The sequence below is a fragment of the Mycobacterium sp. SMC-4 genome, from assembly GCF_050205565.1.
In the GTDB taxonomy this organism is placed as follows: domain Bacteria; phylum Actinomycetota; class Actinomycetes; order Mycobacteriales; family Mycobacteriaceae; genus Mycobacterium.
This window is the reverse complement of record NZ_JBNMQU010000002.1, coordinates 1-18931: the sequence shown is the minus strand read 5'-3', so window position 1 is coordinate 18931 and position 18931 is coordinate 1. Positions and strand designations below refer to the sequence as shown.

The following is an 18931-nucleotide window of genomic DNA, read 5'->3' as shown; positions in this document are numbered from 1 at the left end:
AATGACTGCTTCGTCCCGTGAGAAGGCCGACGCCGCCCCCGACAAGGGGGCGGCGCCCGGCCGGGCCATCACCGCATCATTCGGTCGGGTCGGCCTCCATCTCGTCGGATACGCGGTACTGCTTGGTGTTTGGTCGTTCTGCTCGCTGATCGTGTTCACCGAGTACGTCCTGCCCGCACCGTGGACCGTCGGTACCGAGATGTGGCACCTGGCCGCCGACGGCACCGCGTTCATCCAGTTCGGCGCCAGCATCGTCAAGATCGTCCTGGGCTTCGCCATCGGCACCGTGTTCGGCGTCCCGCTGGGTCTGCTGATGGGTCGCGTCCGCTACCAGAAGTACTTCTGGCAGCAGCCACTCCTGGTGCTGGGCAACGTTCCCGGCCTCGCCTACGCGGTGTTCGCGCTGATCCTGTTCGGCATCGGTGCGATCGGACCGGTCGTCGTGGTCGCGTTCGTCGCGCTGCCCTACGTCGCGCTCAACGTCGCGCAGGGCGTCGAGGAGGTGGATCGCCGCCTCGTGGACATGAGCACGGTCTACGGACTCGGCCGCGGCGACGTCATCAAGTCGGTCTTCCTGCCCTCGGTCATGCCTTTCCTGTTCGCCGCACTGCGGTACGGCTTCGCGATGGCGTGGAAGGTCGAGGCGCTCACCGAGGTGTTCGGTGGCCGCAGCGGTATCGGCTTCATGATTCGTCAGTCGTTCCAGGAGTTTTCGGTCTCCGGTGTGCTGGCCTGGACCGGGTTCTTCGTGATCTTCATCTTGTTGATCGAGCGAGTGTTCCTGGCCGGCCTGGAGCAGCGGTTCTTCGCATGGAGAGGAGGGCGCTGACATGAGCGCTCCCGTCATCGACGGTCCCGACAAGGTCGGCGACCGCACCAACAGTCCCGTCCGTTTTCTGACCGGCCCCACCGGGGCCACCACCGCCGCCGCGCTGCTGTTCCTGGTGCTGTGGCAGTTGGCCGGCATGTTCGGCGAGCGGATACCGGGCCCCATGCCCGTCGTCCAGGCTGCGATCAACGAGATCGAACGCGGCGAGTTCTTCTTCAACTTCTCCGTCAGCATGCAGCGCTTCGTGATCGGCATGGCCATCTCGATCGTGCTGGGCATCATCATCGGGCTCGCGATCGGGTCCTTCCGGGTCTTCGACGACATGTTCGGCGACGTCAACCTGGTCGGCCTGGCGATTCCCGCGGTGATCTGGGCGTTGTTGTGTGCCATGTGGTTCGGCTTCGCCGACACCGCACCAATCCTCACCGTCATCCTGTCGGCCGTGCCGTTCGTGGTCGTCAATGTCGCAGCCGGGGCGCGGTCGGTCCCGCCTGCGCTCCTGGACATGTCGCAGTCCTACGACGTGCCGTCGGCGCGCCGCTTGCGCCATGTCGTGCTGCCCGCGATCACCGGTTACGCGGCGGCGGGCATCCGGTTCGGTGTGATGTCCGGTTGGAACGGTCTGTTGCTGTCGGAATGGTTCGGCTCGGCAGACGGCGTCGGGCACCGTGCCCGTTACTGGTACGACGCCAACCAGCTGCCCGGCTTCGTGGCGTGGATCGCGTTCTTCATCGCCTTCATGGTGCTCACCGATCGGGTGCTGCTCGAGCGCCTGACCCGACGCGCATTCCGTTGGCGCGACGGTGAATCCAAGCCCGGCGATCCCACCGCTGCCGCGGCAGCCTAGACCCCTCTCGTTCAAAGGAGAACCACTCATGGCCAACGTCACCGTCACCGATCTGCTGAAGGTGTTCGCCACCCCCACCGGGCCGCAGACCGTGATCAACCGCATCGGGTTCGAGATCGCCGACCAGTCGTTCGTCTCGCTGGTCGGACCGTCGGGCTGCGGAAAGACCACGCTGCTCAACATCATCGCCGGGATCGAGTCGGCCACCTCCGGCTCGGTCACGATCGGCCGTGCCGGCCAGGCGGCCAAGCTCGCGTACGTCTTCCAGGAGCCACGGCTGCTGCCGTGGCGGTCGATCTTCGACAACTTGATGTACGTACAGAAGGTCCGCGACGAAGCCGCCAAACAGCGGGTCCACGAGGCCCTCAAGCGGGTCGGTCTCGGGCACGCGGAGAAGAAGTGGCCCGGACAGTTGTCCGGTGGGCAACAGCAGCGCGTCGGCATCGCCCGCGCTCTGTCGATCGAACCCGACGTGCTGCTCATGGACGAACCGTTCAGCCACCTCGACGCGATCACCGCCCGCGGCCTGCGTGAGCATCTGCAGGAGATCTGGGCGCAGACGCGCAAGACGGTCGTGTTCGTCACCCACGACGTCAAGGAGGCCGCCGAACTGTCCGACCGGATCTTGATGTTGGCGCCCGGTGGCACCATCCACGAGGACATCACCGTCGACCTGCCGCGGCCCCGCAAGGCTTCGAACACCGAGGTGGCAGTGCTCGAATCGTCGATCCTCCGCCGGTTCGAGGAGCTCGAAGCCAGCTCCCGCCAGCAGTCCACCAGCCCCGCTGCCGTCTGAAAACCTCTACCTGAGAAAGAAGTTCAATGTCTGAATCGGTTGCGACCTACTCGGTCAACGACCAGAACCCCCCCAACGGCCAGGACGTCGAGGGATTGCTCATCAACGGTGAACGTCGGCCCGGTCGCGGCGAGATCCTCGACCTGATCAACCCGGCGACCGGGAGCGTCTTCGCGCGGTGCCACAGTGCGAGCGCCGAGGACACCAACGATGCGGTGGTCTCCGCACGCGCGGCGTTCGACTCCGGGGTGTGGTCCCAGATGCCGATCCATCAGCGTTCCCGCATCCTGAACCGGTTCGGCGATCTGCTGGAACGTGACATGGACAAGTTGTACCGCCTGGAGACCGACAACAACGGCAGGCCGATCACCGAGACCAAGGCACAGATCACCCGCCTGCCCGAGTGGTACCGGTACAACGCTGCTCTGCTGCTGGCCGGCCGCGACTCGGTGGTGCCGATGTCCGGGCCGTACCACTCGTACACGTCGCGGTTCCCGCTCGGTGTGGTGGCCACGCTGTCGTCGTTCAACCACCCGCTGATGATCGCCTCCAAGAGCGTCGCGCCCGCACTGGCGACCGGAAACAGCGTGGTGCTCAAGCCTTCTGAGCAGACACCGCTGACCGCACTGCTGATCGGCGACCTGGCGCTGGAAGCCGGGATCCCGCCGGGGGTCCTCAACGTGATCCCGGGCCTGGGACCGGTGGCCGGTGCGGGACTCTCCGAGCACCCCCAGGTCGACAAGGTGGTCTTCACCGGCGGCACCGAGGTGGGCCGGATCATCTCGGTGGCCACCGCAAAGAGGTTCGCGAAGTCCACGGTCGAACTGGGCGGCAAGACCCCGGTGCTGGTGTTCGACGACGTCCCCGCCGAGGTCTCGTCGCGCGGCGCGGCGTTCGGCGGTTTCGTCGGGGCTGGCCAGACCTGTATCGCCGGAACTCGAATCCTGGTGCAGGAGACGGTGTATGACGACTTCGTCGCCGGTCTCGTGGCGCAGGCCGAGCGCATCCGGATCGGTGATCCCCGGGAATCGAGCACCCAGCTCGGACCGGTCATCTCCGAGCGGGCCCGCCAGCGGATCCTCAACTACGTCGAGATCGGTGTGTCCGAAGGGGCGACGCTGGCGACCGGCGGCAAGGCCGTCGACGTGCCGGGCCTCGACGGGTACTTCGTGGCTCCGACCGTACTGGCCAATGTCACCAACCAGATGCGGGTGGCGCGCGAAGAGATCTTCGGTCCGGTGCTCGTGGTCATCCCGTTCAAGGACGAGGCCGATGCGATCGCGATCGCCAACGACTCCCCCTACGGTCTCGGATCGTCGATCTGGACCCGGGATGTGGCACGCGCACATCGCGTCGCCTCGAAGTTGGAGCACGGCATCGTGTGGGTCAACGACCATCATCGGCTCGACCCGTGCTCCCCGTGGGGCGGGGTCCGCGAGAGCGGCCACGGCCGCGAAGGCGGCACCGAGTCGTTCGACGACTTCACCCATGTTCGCGCGGTGACGGTGCGGACCGCGCCCGACGATGTCGACTGGTACGGCGGCGTGGCGGTGGAGAGGCTGAACTGACGTGACTGTGGCACAGGAGATTTCGACTGTTCCGGGACTGGAGGTCGAGCGCGACGGCGCTGTGTTGACGGTGCGTCTGGACAGTCCGGACGGCAACCTGATGACGATGGACATGTGTGATGCTCTGGCCGGGATCCTGACCGCGCCACCAGAGGGCGTGCACATGCTGGTGCTGGCGGGCGCCGGGGACAGCTTCTGTCTGGGCCGGGAGCGCACGGCGGCGACGCCGGACGACCTGCCCGGTGAGGTGCGCCGTCTGATCGCGGTCAACGACGCGCTGGCTTCGACGCCACTGGTGACTGTGGCCCGGGTCCACGGCGACGCGGCCGGGTTCGGGGTCGGCCTGGCGGCGCTGTGCGATGTCGCGGTGGCGACCCGAGCCGCCCGGCTCAGTTTCCCCGAGGTGCGCATCAATCTGGCGCCGGCGCTGGTACTGGCCTGGCTCCCGGCCATGGTCGGCCGGCGCGCGGCGTTCTGGTTGACGGCCAGCGGTGCACCGGTGTCCGGTGACGAGGCGGTTGCGATCGGCCTGCTCAACCAGGTCGTCGACGACGTGGACGCCCTGGACGCGGTGATCTCCGAGAAGGTCGGGGTGCTGCTTGCGGCCCAGCCGCGGGTGCACACCGAGATCCGGGCGATGCTGCGGTCGGTGGAGTCGCTGTCGGAGAGCCAGGCCTACGAACTGGCCAGCGACCGGTTGGTGCTGGGATCGTTGCGTCGGCTGCAGACGGGCAACTGAGCCCGGCGTAGGCGCGGGTCAGGCGGTGAACGTGGGCATCGCCGCCCACCCGCGCACCGCAGCGGTCTCTGAGGGTTTCGCGTTGGCCCAGTCCACCTCCCAGGTCGGGAAGCGTTTGAGGATCTCCTCCAACGCGATACGACCTTCGAGCCGGGCCAACGCGTTGCCCATGCAGAAGTGGGTCCCCGCGCCGAAAGTCATGTGCGAGCGTTGTTCTCGGTGGATGTCGAAGACGTCGCCGTCCGGCGGGAACCGGCGGTGATCGCGATTGGCTGCGCCGACGAGCATGAGCATCGCCGAACCCGCGGGCACGGTTCGGCCGTAGTACTCGACATCGCGGGTGACGTAGCGGGCGATCTGTAGCGCGGGCGGCTCCCAGCGGAGGATCTCCTCGATGGCCTGCGGGATCAGCGCCGGGTTCTCGACGAGTTCCCGGCGCTGGTCCGGGTAATCGGCCAAAGTCTTTCCGGCCCAACCGATCAGCCGGGTCGTCGTCTCGGAGCCCGCTGTGGCGATTACGGTCAGATACAGCAGCAGCTCGTCACGACGCAGGGTGCGCACGGTGCCGGTCTCGTCGGTGAACTCGGCGGTGAGCAGATCGGTCATGATGTCGTCCGACGGATGCTCGGCGCGCCAATCGAGGAATTCCGCGAAGACCTCGCCCGTGGCCAGGGACTCGACCTTGTCGTTCTGTAGGGTCTCCTCGCCGTGGGCGGTGATCTGACGTTGCCGGTCCTCCGGAATGCCGAGCAACATGCCGATCACCCGCATCGGCATCTGCTCGCCGAGGTCGTTGACGAAGTCGAACCGCCCGGTGTCGGCGACCGGGTCGAGGCAGCGTCTGGTGAACTCACGGATCTGCGGTTCCAGCGCCAGTACCTTGCGGGGCGTGAACATCCGTGACAGCAGGTTGCGGTGGATGTTGTGGATCGGCGGATCCTCGAAGATCAAGGTGCCCGGCGGGATCTCCATGCCGGACTTGATGATCTCGAGCAGCGCTCCGCGACCGGAGATGAACGTCTCGTGGTCGATGACCGCCTTGTTGACGTCGTCGTACCGGCTCAGCGCATAGAAGTCGTGCTGCTCGTTGTAGTACAGCGGCGCCTCTTCCCTGATGCGGGCGAACACCGGGTACGGGTTCATGTTGAGGTCGACGTTGTACGGGTCGTAGTACAGCTCGGCGTCGGTCGGCGCGGTCATGGGGCTCCTGGGGCTGTGGGTGCTGGGCACCTGCTTAGCAGCCGGGGCGGCGCGTGGTCAAGATCAGCGCACGGCGATCGTGGTGTGTCAGAGCAGTGCCGCGGTGCGGTGCAGCAGGTCGCGCCACCGATTGACTGTTGCCGAGTCGGTGACCGCGAAGCCGGACAGGCGCGCCGGATCGGGCGCGGCCGGCATCGGCGCGGCGGGCAGCACACCGTCCGCGGGAAGCAGCGTGCGGGACGGCGAGACCACGTCGGCGTCACGCAGCCACTCCGGGACCGGACCACACGCGAACGCCAGCTCCGGCAGTACCGCGGCCAGCGCCACGTCGGCGGCCAGACCGATGCTGGTCGTACCGGTGCACGCGACCACACACGGCAGGCGCAGGCGTTCGGCGCGCCGCAACGCGCGGCGCACCCCGCCCAGCGGTGCGCACCGCAACACCGCGACATCGGCGCACTCGCGCTCGACAGTCAGCAATGCCGCGTCGACCGCCACCGGCACCTCGACCCGTCGCCGGACCGCTGCGGCGTCGTCGGGACTGCAGCCGACGAGCTCGACGAACTCCACCGCGTCACCCAACCCGGCGATCTGGGCGACCGTGTCGTCGACATCGGTCACCTCGACGACGACGCGGTCGGTGCCGTCGGTCACCGCGACCCTTCCCCGCACAGCGTCCGGCCAGCCGACCGTGCTCGGTTCCATTGCGGCGGTCAGCCACCGCGCGGCCAGCACTTCGTCCGCGTCCGGAGGCGGGCTGAACTCGCCCCAGCCTTGCGGGCCGTCGAGCAGCACACCCTCCCGAACGCCGGTGGCGGTCGGGACGGCGAAAACGGGGGCGGCGTCGAAATCGATCAGTGCTCTCACTGCTCGACAAGCTATCCCGTCGCTAGTCTGGCGCCGTGGCCGACGCCCCGTTCCTGTTCCTGTCGATCCGCGCCGAGGATGAAGCCGCCGACGACGAGTACCGGGCGGTGATGCGGTTTTCCGGGCTGGACGAACGCGGTGTGCGGCGCATCCGGCTGACCGAGCATGCGCTCGGAGAGGTCGATCTGGGTAACTGGTCGGGCATCATCCTGGGCGGCGGGCCGTACAACGTCAGCGACGCTCCTGAACAGAAGGATCCGACGCAGCGACGCGTCGAGAGTGAACTTGCCGGCCTGCTGGCCGCGGTCATCACGCGCGACTTCCCGTTTCTGGGCTGCTGCTACGGAATCGGCACCGTCGGTGTCGCGATCGGCGCGGTCATCGACAGGGTCCACACCGAGCCGGTCGGGCCGGTCAGCGTCACCGTCACCGATGCCGGGCGCCGGGACCCGCTGTTCGCGGATCTGCCCACGACGTTCGACGCGTTCGGCGGGCACAAGGAGGCGGTGTCAGCGCTTCCGCCCGGCGCGGAGCGACTCGCGACCTCCGAGGCATGCCCGGTGCAGGCATTCCGGGTCGGCGCCAACGTCTATGCCACGCAGTTCCATCCCGAGCTCGACCTCGACGGGCTGTACACCCGCATCGACGTCTACAAGGACTACGGGTATTTCCCGCCGGAGACTGCTGAAGCGCTCAAAGACACTGCGCGGCAACGGCACGTCACGCACCCGATGCGGATCCTGCGCGCGTTCACACGTCGCTACCGGCGACCGGCGTCGCCGTCACGATCTCCGCTTTGAGGGGTGCGAGCTTCTGCCCGATCGCGTCGACGATGGCCGTATCCACGCCGAGGTCGGCGAGGGTGTCGCCCAGGTGCGTCACCACGCGGTCGAAGTGTTCCGAACCGATGTTCAATGGCGCGTGGCTATCTCGCATGGACCGGCCGAGGTAGAGGTCCGGTCCGCCGATCGCCGCGGCGATGAACGACCGCTGATGGCTTTTCAGCCGCCTCATGTCCACGCCGTCGAAATACGGTGTCAAATCAGGGTCGGCGACGACTCTGCGGTAGAAGTCGTCGACAGCCGCTGTGACGGCGGCAGATCCGCCGATCTGGTCGAAGATGCTCATGGATCGAGGGTGTGCGTCAGGCGTAACACCCGACCGCCCGAGGTTTACCGAACCGGTTAACTTGTCCTCACCGGCGCGCCGTGCACCCGGTGAGGTCACGCCTCGGGGATCTCGAACTGCGCCCGCGCGATCTGCTCGACCATCGGCGTCAGCCGCGCCCGCAACTCGTTGTGGGCGGCGTCTTCGTCGTAACCGCGGTAGGCGGCCTCATCGGCGAAGTCGGCGACGATCACGTAATCCCAATTGCCGTCCCGCAATCCCGCGTCGGTGCCGACGGTCATGCGCACCGTGCCCGGGCAGTTCAGCTCCCGCATGCCCTGCTGGATGGCGCTCAACTCGACGGTGTCGTAGCCGGCTTTCAGTTTGGCCAGCACCACATTGCGGATCACCCGAGCACGGTAGCAGCGCGGCTCAGTACGGGTTGAGTTGCGCGCCGATCAAAGGTGCGATCTTGGCCGCCATGTAGGTGTGCCCCTCGTCGGTGGGATGAACCCCGTCCGTGCCGATCAACTCGGGTCCGCCGACGAACCACCGCGCCGCGATCGGGTCGACGAACGTGGCCCCGGCCAGTTCGGCCTGATAGCCGAGGATGTCGCGGATCCGCAGGATCTCCGGCGGTGGCGTCGCGGTCGGCCACGGCGGCCCGATCACCAGGAGCTTGGCCGAGCGGGCGATCTGACGGGCCAGTCTCAACGTGCCGTACATCGTGATGGACAGCCGTGCGGGGTCGACCTGCATGTCGTTGCGGGATCCGAAGAACACCACCAGCGCGTCGCTGGGCTTGACCGATCGCACGGTCAGATCCTCGAAGACACTCCCCCGGTTTCCCCGGGTGCAATAGCCGGCACCCCCTTCGGCGGCCACCGTGGGCGTGACCGCGATACCGCGTTCGGACAGGTCACGCCACACCTGGGGGGCCCACCCGTCGGGTCCGTTCCCGCCCTGGTCGCTGCCGGTGGTGTACGAATCACCGATCACCGTCACCCGGTTGGCGACGAAATTCAGATGCTGCACCTCGTGCCGCTCGCCCTGGGGCAATGCGACAGCCGCGCTGCCGAGAAGGACCACGGCGGCGAGCAGGTACGTCAACAGGCGACTCACCGGGCCAGCGTAGTTTCGCGGTCCGTCACCGTCCCAGCGACGCGCCGCAGCCACGGCTCGGTCAGCCCGCCCGTGCCACGAACTGCAGCGGGCCGTGCCCTGCATCGGCCGCCTGTGGGAGCTCGGGCCGGCGCGGGTCGATCATGCGGCGCATCCACTTTCGCGCAGGCTCCTCGACGAAGTGGTACAGCAACGCCGCGCCGAGTCCGGCCAACAGCACCAGTCCCAGCACCGTCAGTTTGGCCGACCAGCTGGGCGTCAGGGTGATCTCGAACTGCAGGACCGCCCAGTTCCACGCGGTGTGCACGATTTCATGGAGCATGTACAGGCTGAACGAGATGTGGCCGAGATAGACCATCGGCTTCAAGGACAACAGCGCCGGTAACGTGCCCGCGCCGACGGACAACGCGATTACGAACGGCACGAACAAGACATCGACCAGTCCCCCGGCGTCATGGATGTCGCCCGGCGGATGCGCGTCCAGCCAGTACAGTCCACCGACGATCGCCGCGGCGAGAGCCAACGACGCCACCCCGGCGGCCTGCCGCGACCGGTCGGACAGTTGGAGTTTGCGCACCGCGGCACAGGCCAACGCACCGGCCAGGAACTGCATGACGATGCGCGGCAGCCAACTCCACGGCGTGTAGAACACTCCGCTGGCCAACAGCAACAGCGTCGGCGGCAGCGCGGCCGCGAACGCCAGCCACATCAGTCCCCGCGCCCGCGTCGCCGACGCGATCCGGAACACCACCAGGACGAGTCCGCCGAACAGCAGGTAGGCCAACCATTCCGCACTGATCGACCACGCCGGTCCGTCCCAGCTCGACCCGTCGAAATACGGTTCGAACCACAGCTGGACCAACAGCACCTGCCGCCACCACGCCGTCGCGTTGAGAGATTCCACGACCGGCGGTTCGGCCGGAACCCGTCCGACGTAGAGGGTGAAGATGATCCACGCCGCCGCCAGGTGCATCGTCACCAGATACACCGGCCACACCCGCGCGAGCCGCAGCCACAGGAACCGCAGAGTCGCCGAGGTCGACCAGGTTTGACCCATCCGGTCGAGATAGTTCCAGGTGAGCACGAAACCGCTGAGGATGAAGAAGAGGTCGACGCCCTGTGCCCCGGCGTTGAGCACCGGGGCGAGCGCACTGGTGAAACCCGGTGCCGCCTCGGTCAGCAGCGGCCGGAAGTGAAACAGCACCACCCATACCGCAGCGACGATGCGCAGGCCGGACAAGGCCTTGATCTCTCCGCTGCGCACACCGCTCATTTCGTCGAATCGAGTTCTGGATCAGGGGTTTCGTACGACGCCGATGGACGGGAGGGCTTGCGCTGGGCCGCCTCCCCCGAGCTCAACAGCGGCGACCGATCGGACGTTACCAGCGGCGCGGCCCGCCGTCGGTGCGCAACGCCGGGTCCGTGGGATTGTCCGTGGCAGGTGTCCGCCGGGTATTGTCGAGAAATTGTCAATCGAACAAGCAGGCTCGCGCGAGTTGCGCGCGCCGATGAGAGTCCCGGGGCACATGAGCCTCCTGAATGACGCCGACACCCTGTCGTTGCTGCTGGTAGAAGACGACCGCGCCGACGCCATCCTGGTCGAGGAGTTGATCGCCGACACGGGAGCCGACATCAGGGTCGCGTGGGCGCAGACCATGGCCCAGGCCGAGAATCTGCTCGTCCAGAACCGCCCTGACTGCATCCTGCTGGACCTGCATCTGCACGACGTCGACGGAATGGACGGGCTGACCCGCATTGCCCGGGTGGACTCGACGATCCCCGTGGTGGTGCTGACGGGTCTCAACGACGAGCACTTCGCGTCGGTGGCGGTCGCCTCTGGTGCGCAGGACTATCTGGTCAAGGACCGCGTCGACCCGGAGACGCTGCGCCGCGCGGTGCTCTACGCCATCGAACGCAAGCGCGCCCAGCTCACCGCCGTCGACCTGCACGCCACCCGGCTGCGGGAACGCGAGAACGCCCGGCTGGAACGCGGGCTGTTACCGTCGCCGCTGCTGTTGGACAACCCCGGCGTCGACATCGTCAGCCAGTACCGGCCGAGCCGGGAGAACGCGCTGCTGGGCGGCGACTTCTACGACTTCGTGCAGACGCCGGACCGCACCGTCCACGTGATGATCGGCGACGTCGCCGGACACGGACCCGACGAAGCCGCTCTGGGGGTCGCGCTGCGCATCGCGTGGCGGACGCTGACGTTCGCCGGTTTACGCGGATCGGACCGCATGCGTCAGCTGGAACGGATCCTGCGGGCCGAACGCGCGGGCCGCGGCATCTTCGCGACCGTGCTGAGCCTGGCGATCCCGCCGGAAGGACCGTTGATCACCGCGGTGCGTGCCGGCCATCCCGGAATGCTGCTGCACGGCGGCGGGACCGTCGAATGGGTGGAACCGCCCGGCGGTCCGGCGCTGGGACTGCGGGCCGGGGACTGGACGCCCGCACAGGTTGAACTTCCCGAAGGGAAAGGACTGGTGCTGTTGACCGACGGCTTGTTCGAGGGACACATCGGCCGGGGCAACGAACGCCTCGGCGAAGACGGGCTGCTGGAGTTGGCGCAGTCGCTGGCGGCCCTACCGGGCCGGGCGTTCGTCGACGCGCTGATCAATGCCGTCGAAGACCGGGCACAGTCGCAAGGCGGCATCGGTGACGACATCGCTGTCGTGCGGGTCGAGCGGGTGGCGCAGCGATGAGCGCGTCGCAACAGGAGGTCCGACAGGGGCCGCGGCTGACCGTGCAGGGCTGGCAGTACCTCGTCATGTCGGTGATGGGTTTCGTCGTGCTGGTGGGCACCGTCGCGATCGCGGTGCTGGTGGAGCGCACCAACGAGGCGACGACCGCGGTCATCGACCAGATCCAGCCGTCCCGGATCGCCGCCTACCAGCTGCAGGCGGCCCTGCGCGATCAGGAGACCGCGATCCGTGGCTACCTGATCTCGGCGGACGAGCAGTTCCTGGTCCCGTACGAGGACGGCCGCCGAGTCGAGGCCGAAACCTCGGCGCAGTTGCGGATCCTCGAACAAGACCGTCCCGACCTGCTCGAGGACCTCGATGCCATCGAGCAGACCGCAGGCACCTGGCGGACCGACTTCGCAGAACCTGCGATCGCGACCGTTGAGCCGGGCCGGCCTGACGTCATCCCGGCCGCTCTGGCCGACGTCGGCAAGAATGAGTTCGACCGTCTCCGCGTGCTTTTCGACGTTCAGAACCAACGGTTGGAAGAGGCCCGCGAGGTCGGCGTCGCCGAGTTCGAGCGGACCCGCGAGTGGCGCAACGCTGTCATGGTCGCGATGCTGGCGACCTTCATCCTGACGATGGTCTTGTTGACACTGATACTGCGCCGGGCGCTGATGCAGCCGCTGTCGGCGGTGGCCATCGCGTGTCGCCGCGTCGCGCAGGGGCACTTCAACGAACGGATTCTCCCGCAGGGCCCCAGGGACATCCGTGCGATCGCGGCCGACGTGGAGAACATGCGTCAGCGCATCGTCGATGAACTGGAAGCGTCGCGGGCGGCCACCGCGTCGCTCGACGAGCACGCCGAGGAACTGCGCCGGTCGAACGCCGAACTGGAACAGTTCGCCTACGTCGCGTCGCACGATCTGCAGGAGCCGCTACGCAAGGTCGCGTCGTTCTGTCAGCTGCTCCAGAAACGGTACGGCGACAAGCTGGACGAGCGCGGCGTGGAATACATCGGTTTCGCCGTCGACGGCGCCAAGCGCATGCAGGTGTTGATCAACGACCTGCTGACGTTCTCGCGGGTGGGGCGACTGAACTCCACCGAGACCGAAGTCGACCTCGACGCCGCCCTCGACACCGCGCTGGGCAACCTCACGGCGTCGATCGAGGAGTCCGGCGCGGTGATCCAGCGGCCCGCCGACGGGCTGCCGACCATCAAAGGTGATCCGACGCTGCTATCGATGCTGTGGCAGAACCTGATCGGCAATGCAATCAAGTTCCGGCAGCCCGACGTCCTGCCGCGCGTCGTCATCGAGACACGCGTCGGGTCCGACTCCGATCAGCCGCACTGGTTGATCTCGGTCGCGGACAACGGGATCGGGATCGCCCCGGAATTCAGTGACAAGGTGTTCGTGATCTTCCAGCGGCTCCACGGTCGCGACACCTACAGCGGCACCGGCATCGGCCTGGCGCTGTGCAAGAAGATCGTCGAGTATCACGGCGGAACCATCTGGATTGACAACGACTACACCGGCGGAACACGCTTTGAATTCACGCTGCCCATCCCGGTGGATGACACGGCGGCACCAGCTTTGGAAGGATCGATGTCATGACACCGGCTGAACGCGCCATCGACGTGTTGCTCATCGAGGACGACCCGGGTGACGAGTTGATCACCCGAGAAGCTTTCGAACACAACAAGATCAAGAACACGTTGCATGTCGCTCACGACGGCGAGGAAGGTCTCGACTTCCTTTATCGCCGTGGACCTTTCGCCGACGCTCCGACACCTGATCTGATCCTGCTGGACCTGAATCTGCCGAAGTACGACGGGCGGCAGCTGCTCGAGAAGATCAAGTCCGACCCCGACCTCAGCCATATTCCGGTCGTGGTGCTCACCACCTCGGCGGCCGAGGAGGACATCCTGCGCAGCTACAAGCTGCACGCCAACGCGTATGTCACCAAACCCGTGGACCTGGACCAATTCATGAACGCGGTGCGCCAGATCGACGAGTTCTTCGTGCAGGTGGTCCGCCTACCCCAGTTCTGACGTGGACCTGCCCAGGCTCGATGCGGAATTGCCCCATCTCGCCGACGTCGCGCCGGCGGTGCTCGCTGCGATGGGTGTGCACGGCTTCGAATCGCGGTTGCAGTTGCCCGGCGACGTCGCCGGTGCGTGTGTGCTGCTGATCGACGGGTTGGGCGCCGAACTGCTCGAGCGCCACGCCGCCGATGCTCCGGTGTTGGCCGGTATGCGCCGGCAGACCCTGCAGGTGGGTTTCCCGTCCACCACCGCTGCCGGACTCGCTGCGGTCGGGACCGGTTGCCGCTCAGGCGAGCACGGCATGGTCGGGATGTCGTTCAAGCTGCCAGATGTCGGGCTGATCAACGCCTTGCGGTGGCGTCCCCACCCGTGGGGTGAGGATCTGCGGGCGAGCGCGGTTCCCGAGCAGGTGCAGCCCCGGGCCACAGTGTTCGAGCGCGCCGATTCCGCCGGTGTGGCGGTCAGCGTCGTCTCCGGCGCGCAGTTCACCGGGTCGGGTCTGACCCGCGCCGTGCTGCGCGGCGGACGCTACATCGGCGTGCACGCCCTCGGAGACCTCGCGGCAGCCGTGTCCGCCGCGATCACCGAACGCGGCTTCTGCTACGGCTATCACGCCGATCTGGACCTGGTCGGGCACCTGCACGGGCCCGGCTCCCCCGCCTGGCGCTTCCAGCTACGTCAGGTCGACCGGCTCGTGGAGTCGATCGTCGAGGACCTTCCGTCCGGTGGATTGCTGGCGGTGGTCGCCGATCACGGGATGATCGCACTCGACCGCGCTCAGACCGTGGACGCCGACCGATCCGAGGCCCTGCTCGATGGCGTCGCCGCCCTCGGCGGGGAGGTGCGGGCTCGCCACGTGTACGTGCGTGACGGAGCGCTCGACGACGTGCTTGCGGCGTGGCGTGCGGAGCTGGGCGAACGTGCGTGGGTGGTCGCCCGTGACGACGCGGTGAGTGCGGGATGGTTCGGCCCGCGGGTGACCGACGAGGTGCTGCGGCGGGTCGGTGACGTGGTCGCCGCTGCCCGCGGTTCGGCCGGGGTGCTCCGCGAGACCGCCGAACCGGTGGAGTCGTCGCTCGTCGGCCAGCACGGATCGCTGACCGACGCCGAGCAGCGGATTCCGCTGCTTCTCGCCGTGGGATGAGCCGTTTTGTCGGTGGCCGGAACTGATCGGCAGCGCCCCACTTTGGTGCGCCGAGGTGTCACACCCCACTGGCATACTCGAACACATGTTCGACAATGTTCCGGAGGTGGAGCAGATCAGCGCGGCCAGCGCGGCCGCGCTGATCGATGCTGCCCGGAACTGCTCACGCGCGGAGAACATCGCCGCAGCACGCAAGCTGGCGGTGCTGGCTGAGCTGTTCGATCGACGCACCCACGCCGCCACCGCCACCGCTGAGCAGCGCGAGGGCTGGTGGCTGGACCCTGATGCTGCCGTGGCTGCCGAATTGGCCGCCGCGCTGGGGGTCACCCAGGGGTTGGCGTTGGCCCAAACCCACCGCGGGGTGCGGTTGCGGGACCGGCTCCCCCGGGTCGCGGCCTTGTTCGCCCAGGGCCTGATCAGTGATCTGCTGGTGCGCACCATTGTCTACCGCACCGAACTGATCACCGACGACAATGTGATGGCCGCGGTGGACGCCGCGCTGGCCGGCCAGGTCGGGTTCTGGGGTGGGCTCTCGCGCGAGAAGATCGACCAGGCCGTCGATGCCGCCGTCATCGCCCACGACCCGGCCGCCCAACGCGTGCCCCGCTACACCCAGTCCGCGCGCAGCGTGGAGATCGGCGAGCACGCCGATCCGCCCGGCTATGTCAGTGTGCATGCGCGCATGCATGCCGGTGATGCCGCGGCGTTGCGTGACCGTATTGAACGGATCGCTCACAGTGTCTGCGCTGCCGATCCGCGCCGCCTCGACGAACGCCGCAACGATGCGCTGGCCGCGATCAGCTACGGGCTCGATGCGTTGGTCTGCCAGTGCGGTCTGCCCGACTGCGAGGCCGCCGACCACCCGGCCCCCACTCCCAACACCACCGTCTACCTCATCACCGAGGCCACCACCCTCGACCACGCCCACACCGCCGCGGCCGAGGCAGCCAAAAAGGACAAGCCCGACGAACCGGGCGAACCGGCCCACGGCGACAGCGAGGGCGAGGACGCCGAGAACGACCCGGTCGAGCCGGTCGACGGCGACGGCGAGGGCGACCCGGTCGCCCCGTCTGCGCAGCTGCGCCCGGGACCCGTCGGTGAGCAAGCATCGGATGGCAAGCAAGCCCAAGCCGAGACGGGTGAGCTCGACGATGGCAAGGGCCAGACCGGCGTCGCCGGCGACCATGCCACCAAGGCGGGTGACGGCGCGTCGACGGCGGAGGTGCGTCCCGGGCCCGCCGGCGAGCCGGCCGCCGAGCCCAAGCCGGTGCCCAAAGCCGCGCTGATCTTCGGTGCCGGGCTGATCCCGGCCGCCGGGCTACACCCGCTGCTGGGCAACGCCCGCATCCGCGAAATCATCCACCCCGGCAACAGCCTCGCCGAACCGCGCTACATCCCTTCCCGAACCCTGGCCGAGTTCATCCGCTGCCGCGACCTGACCTGTCGCTTCCCGTATTGCGACATCCCGGCCACCACAACCGACATCGACCACACCGTGCCCTACCCGATCGGCCCCACACACCCCTCAAACCTCAAGTGCCTCTGCCGTTTCCACCACCTACTGAAGACGTTCTGGTCCGGCCCCGACGGCTGGTACGACCGCCAATACCCCGACGGCACCATCGAATGGCACAGCCCCACCGGCCACACCTACACCACCAAACCCGGCAGCGCCCTGCTCTTCCCCACCTTGAGCAAACCCACCGCCACCCTATGGACCAAAGACCCACCCCCACCACAACCGACACACCAACGCCGCGGCACCATGATGCCCCGGCGCCGATACACCCGCGCCCAAGCACAAGCCCGCTACATCAACGTCCTGCGCCGTATCAACACCGAAGCCCTCACCACCAACGGCGAAGAACTCACCCCACCCGACGACACACCGCCGTTCTGATATGGGGTGCACCCTTGTCAAGGTGCAGGGTGAAGCGGCGGCCACGACCGTCGTCGCGGCCGCCGCTTCGATGGCCCGATAGGTTTGACGCGGCGTCATGTCGACGCTGGGTCAGTCTGATATTCGCGGGTTGGTTACCGCATGACGGGACTTTCGGCGTGAGCGGTTCGCTGGTCTAGGACCGAGGGTAAACATGCTGCGGTGCACCATGTTTCCTCATAGAACGGACGCGTGTCGCTCGGTCAAACGCTTGCCGGCGTCAGTGACTCCATCGGGACAATTCTGGGTTATTCAGTCGTCGAGCACAGCCAACGACCAGCACCAGCCGGCCAACTCACGAGCGATGGCGGCGTTGGCGATCACTGGACGTTTGTGGCGCTGATCAAAGCGTGCCCATCGGGTGTGTAGGCGTCGATTCGCAGCGTGACTGCGCGCGCGGAGCGCTGGGGTGACCGTCTCCCAGCGCCGGCGGAGTCGTTGGCTGGGTCGGTATGGTTTGCGATGGTGCCAGGAGGACTCGATCAGCAGACGACGAACGTGGCCGTTGCCGGTCTTGGTCAGTGGGCCCTGGGTGCGTGTGTCGCCCGAGGAGTACTCCGTCGGCACCAACCCAACGTAGGCGCCGATCGTGCGCCCGGTGAAGCGGTGCCAATCCCCGTTCTCAACGGCCAGACCGAACGCAGTGAGCGTGGAGATTCCGCGTAGGCATTGCAACCGGTCAGCGACATCGGTGAACTCCGAGTCGGCGGCCATCTCGGCGATCGCATGATCAAGGCGGTCCCGTCGATCGACAGTGGCCAGCATGGCGTCAAAGGCAGCGTCGAATGCTGCCTGTTGACCGAAATTGGTGAAACGCTGCTGGCGCAGCCACTGCTGGTGCTTGAAATTCCAGGCCTCACCGCCGTAATACACAATCCCCTGACGCAACAGCAGTTTCGAGATCCGGTGGCGCACACTCATCAGATCGCCGCGACAGTCATCACGAGCACGAACCAGATCACGCGCCGCTTCCTGGGCCACCGACGGTATCGCTACCGATACCACCTCGCCGAGATGAAGAAGCCGGGCTAGATGCCGCACATCACGTTCATCGGTCTTGACTCGATCACCCGACGGCCGGATCAACTTCGACGGAGCCAGCACCTGACAGTCGATCCCAGCTGCCGCGAACGCCCGCGCCAACCCGAACCCGGTTGGACCTGCCTCGTACACCGCGCTCACCGGTCCGGGCAACGACTGCACCCACTCGATAACCTCACCATGCACCGGCGTCATCCGACGTTCGGTAAGTGCACCGGTTTCCCCAATCAAGGGCACACGCAAATACCGATCGCGCGTGCACGTCCAACCCAACACTCGTACGCTGACGTATCACTGGGGCCTCCCAAATCTGTGGCTCTACCGGCCAGGACCCACTCCTGACGGCAACCCACGATCACATTTGAGCGAGGCCCCAGCCCCCCATATCGTCTAGGCGGAACCTGCGACCGGATGAGTTGTAATGGCAAGCGGCGCAATCACTTTCGTTGGCGCTGAGTGCGAGCCAAACGCGGCTTCCAACAGTCAATTTCGTGATGTGCACTGCACAATTCGACGGATTGTGGTCATGGTCACAGAGTTTGGGTTGTTTTAGAGACCCCTGTTAACGTCCGTCCGCATGTTTGCTCTCGCGACTCTCTTGACACTCGTCAACCAGGTGGCGGGGACTCCGTACGTGACTGGTGGTGACTCACCGTCCGGCACGGACTGTTCCGGTCTGGTGTCCTGGGTGACCAACGCCGCGACAGGCCGGCCGGTCTACGGCGACCGGTTCCACACCGGCAACATCGAAAGCGCGCTCCTGGCTCGCGGCTTCCAGCACGGCACAGCGCCGGGCGCCCTGGTGGTCGGCTGGAACCGCGGCCATACGGCCGTGACGCTGCCCGACGGCACCCCGGTGTCTTCCGGTGAGGGCGGCGGAGTCAAAGTCGGCGGTGGAGGTGCCTACCAGGACCAGTTCACCAACCACATGTTCCTGCCGATGCCCGCCGACATGCCGCCGCCACCCGACCCGATGCTGGCGCCCCCGATGGCACCGCCTCTCC

General features: G+C 67.1%; 18 protein-coding genes and 1 pseudogene. 12 read left to right on the top strand and 7 right to left on the bottom strand.

From position 1 onward, the window contains the following. The first annotated feature begins 1 nt into the window (after position 1). The 5 genes from ACQI46_RS04805 to ACQI46_RS04785 are packed head-to-tail and all read left to right on the top strand — an operon-like array spanning position 2 to position 4779. Positions 2-829, top strand: a complete 828-nt coding sequence (locus ACQI46_RS04805; RefSeq protein WP_427092833.1) for an ABC transporter permease — start codon at positions 2-4, stop codon at positions 827-829. 1 nt (position 830) lies between these two features. Then, positions 831-1676 carry an ABC transporter permease gene (locus tag ACQI46_RS04800; RefSeq protein WP_427092832.1) on the top strand — a complete coding sequence of 282 codons (846 nt, stop codon included), beginning with the start codon at positions 831-833 and terminating at the stop codon, positions 1674-1676. A 28-nt stretch (positions 1677-1704) separates the two neighbouring features. Further along, complete coding sequence (locus ACQI46_RS04795; RefSeq protein WP_427092831.1) at positions 1705-2472, top strand: ABC transporter ATP-binding protein; 768 nt, start codon at positions 1705-1707, stop codon at positions 2470-2472. Between the two features lie 26 nt (positions 2473-2498). Continuing rightward, positions 2499-4040, top strand: coding sequence for an aldehyde dehydrogenase (locus ACQI46_RS04790; protein WP_427092830.1), 1542 nt, complete (start codon positions 2499-2501; stop codon positions 4038-4040). A 1-nt stretch (position 4041) separates the two neighbouring features. Then, a complete protein-coding gene (locus ACQI46_RS04785) occupies positions 4042-4779 on the top strand; it encodes an enoyl-CoA hydratase/isomerase family protein (protein ID WP_427092829.1) in 738 nt (245 codons plus the stop codon). Between the two features lie 18 nt (positions 4780-4797). Here ACQI46_RS04785 and ACQI46_RS04780 read toward each other — a convergent pair whose 3' ends face one another. Next, complete coding sequence (locus ACQI46_RS04780; RefSeq protein WP_427092828.1) at positions 4798-5979, bottom strand: cytochrome P450; 1182 nt, start codon at positions 5977-5979, stop codon at positions 4798-4800. 87 nt (positions 5980-6066) lie between these two features. Further along, on the bottom strand, positions 6067-6846 hold the full coding sequence (locus ACQI46_RS04775; protein WP_427092827.1) for an O-succinylbenzoate-CoA synthase: 780 nt from the start codon (positions 6844-6846) through the stop codon (positions 6067-6069). Between the two features lie 35 nt (positions 6847-6881). Here ACQI46_RS04775 and ACQI46_RS04770 point away from each other — a divergent pair, with 35 nt between their 5' ends. Beyond that, complete coding sequence (locus ACQI46_RS04770; RefSeq protein WP_427092826.1) at positions 6882-7646, top strand: glutamine amidotransferase; 765 nt, start codon at positions 6882-6884, stop codon at positions 7644-7646. Here the strand turns inward: ACQI46_RS04770 and ACQI46_RS04765 are convergent. The 4 genes from ACQI46_RS04765 to ACQI46_RS04750 form a co-directional block, all read right to left on the bottom strand. Continuing rightward, a complete protein-coding gene (locus ACQI46_RS04765) occupies positions 7597-7974 on the bottom strand; it encodes a group I truncated hemoglobin (protein WP_427092825.1) in 378 nt (125 codons plus the stop codon). The genes ACQI46_RS04770 and ACQI46_RS04765 overlap by 50 nt on opposite strands. A 95-nt stretch (positions 7975-8069) precedes the next feature. Continuing rightward, positions 8070-8363 carry a Dabb family protein gene (locus tag ACQI46_RS04760; RefSeq protein ID WP_427092824.1) on the bottom strand — a complete coding sequence of 98 codons (294 nt, stop codon included), beginning with the start codon at positions 8361-8363 and terminating at the stop codon, positions 8070-8072. A gap of 22 nt (positions 8364-8385) precedes the next feature. Next, on the bottom strand, positions 8386-9075 hold the full coding sequence (locus ACQI46_RS04755; protein ID WP_427092823.1) for an Rv0518 family GDSL lipase: 690 nt from the start codon (positions 9073-9075) through the stop codon (positions 8386-8388). Positions 9076-9136: 61 nt separating this feature from the next. Then, on the bottom strand, positions 9137-10348 hold the full coding sequence (locus ACQI46_RS04750; RefSeq protein ID WP_427092822.1) for an acyltransferase family protein: 1212 nt from the start codon (positions 10346-10348) through the stop codon (positions 9137-9139). A gap of 253 nt (positions 10349-10601) precedes the next feature. Here ACQI46_RS04750 and ACQI46_RS04745 point away from each other — a divergent pair, with 253 nt between their 5' ends. The 5 genes from ACQI46_RS04745 (at position 10602) to ACQI46_RS04725 (ending at position 16847) form a co-directional block, all read left to right on the top strand. Next, a complete protein-coding gene (locus ACQI46_RS04745; RefSeq protein ID WP_427092821.1) occupies positions 10602-11777 on the top strand; it encodes a PP2C family protein-serine/threonine phosphatase in 1176 nt (391 codons plus the stop codon). After that, positions 11774-13372, top strand: coding sequence for a sensor histidine kinase (locus ACQI46_RS04740; RefSeq protein ID WP_427092820.1), 1599 nt, complete (start codon positions 11774-11776; stop codon positions 13370-13372). The genes ACQI46_RS04745 and ACQI46_RS04740 overlap by 4 nt, the downstream gene beginning before the upstream one ends. After that, the gene (locus tag ACQI46_RS04735) at positions 13369-13809 is read left to right on the top strand and encodes a response regulator (protein WP_427092819.1); all 441 of its coding nucleotides are present in this window, start codon (positions 13369-13371) and stop codon (positions 13807-13809) included. The genes ACQI46_RS04740 and ACQI46_RS04735 overlap by 4 nt, the downstream gene beginning before the upstream one ends. A gap of 1 nt (position 13810) precedes the next feature. Beyond that, a complete protein-coding gene (locus ACQI46_RS04730; protein ID WP_427092818.1) occupies positions 13811-14947 on the top strand; it encodes an alkaline phosphatase family protein in 1137 nt (378 codons plus the stop codon). Between the two features lie 85 nt (positions 14948-15032). Next, positions 15033-16847: a DUF222 domain-containing protein gene (locus ACQI46_RS04725; protein ID WP_427092817.1), complete on the top strand. Its 1815-nt coding sequence runs from the start codon at positions 15033-15035 to the stop codon at positions 16845-16847. Between the two features lie 291 nt (positions 16848-17138). On the opposite strand, the pseudogene ACQI46_RS04720 reads toward ACQI46_RS04725, so the two are convergent. After that, a pseudogene (locus ACQI46_RS04720) lies at positions 17139-18222 on the bottom strand (IS110 family transposase). Positions 18223-18504: 282 nt separating this feature from the next. On the opposite strand from ACQI46_RS04720, the gene ACQI46_RS04715 reads away from it, so the two are divergent. Continuing rightward, positions 18505-18931: NlpC/P60 family protein (locus ACQI46_RS04715; RefSeq protein WP_427092816.1), on the top strand; the 427-nt coding region annotated here is incomplete at its 3' end.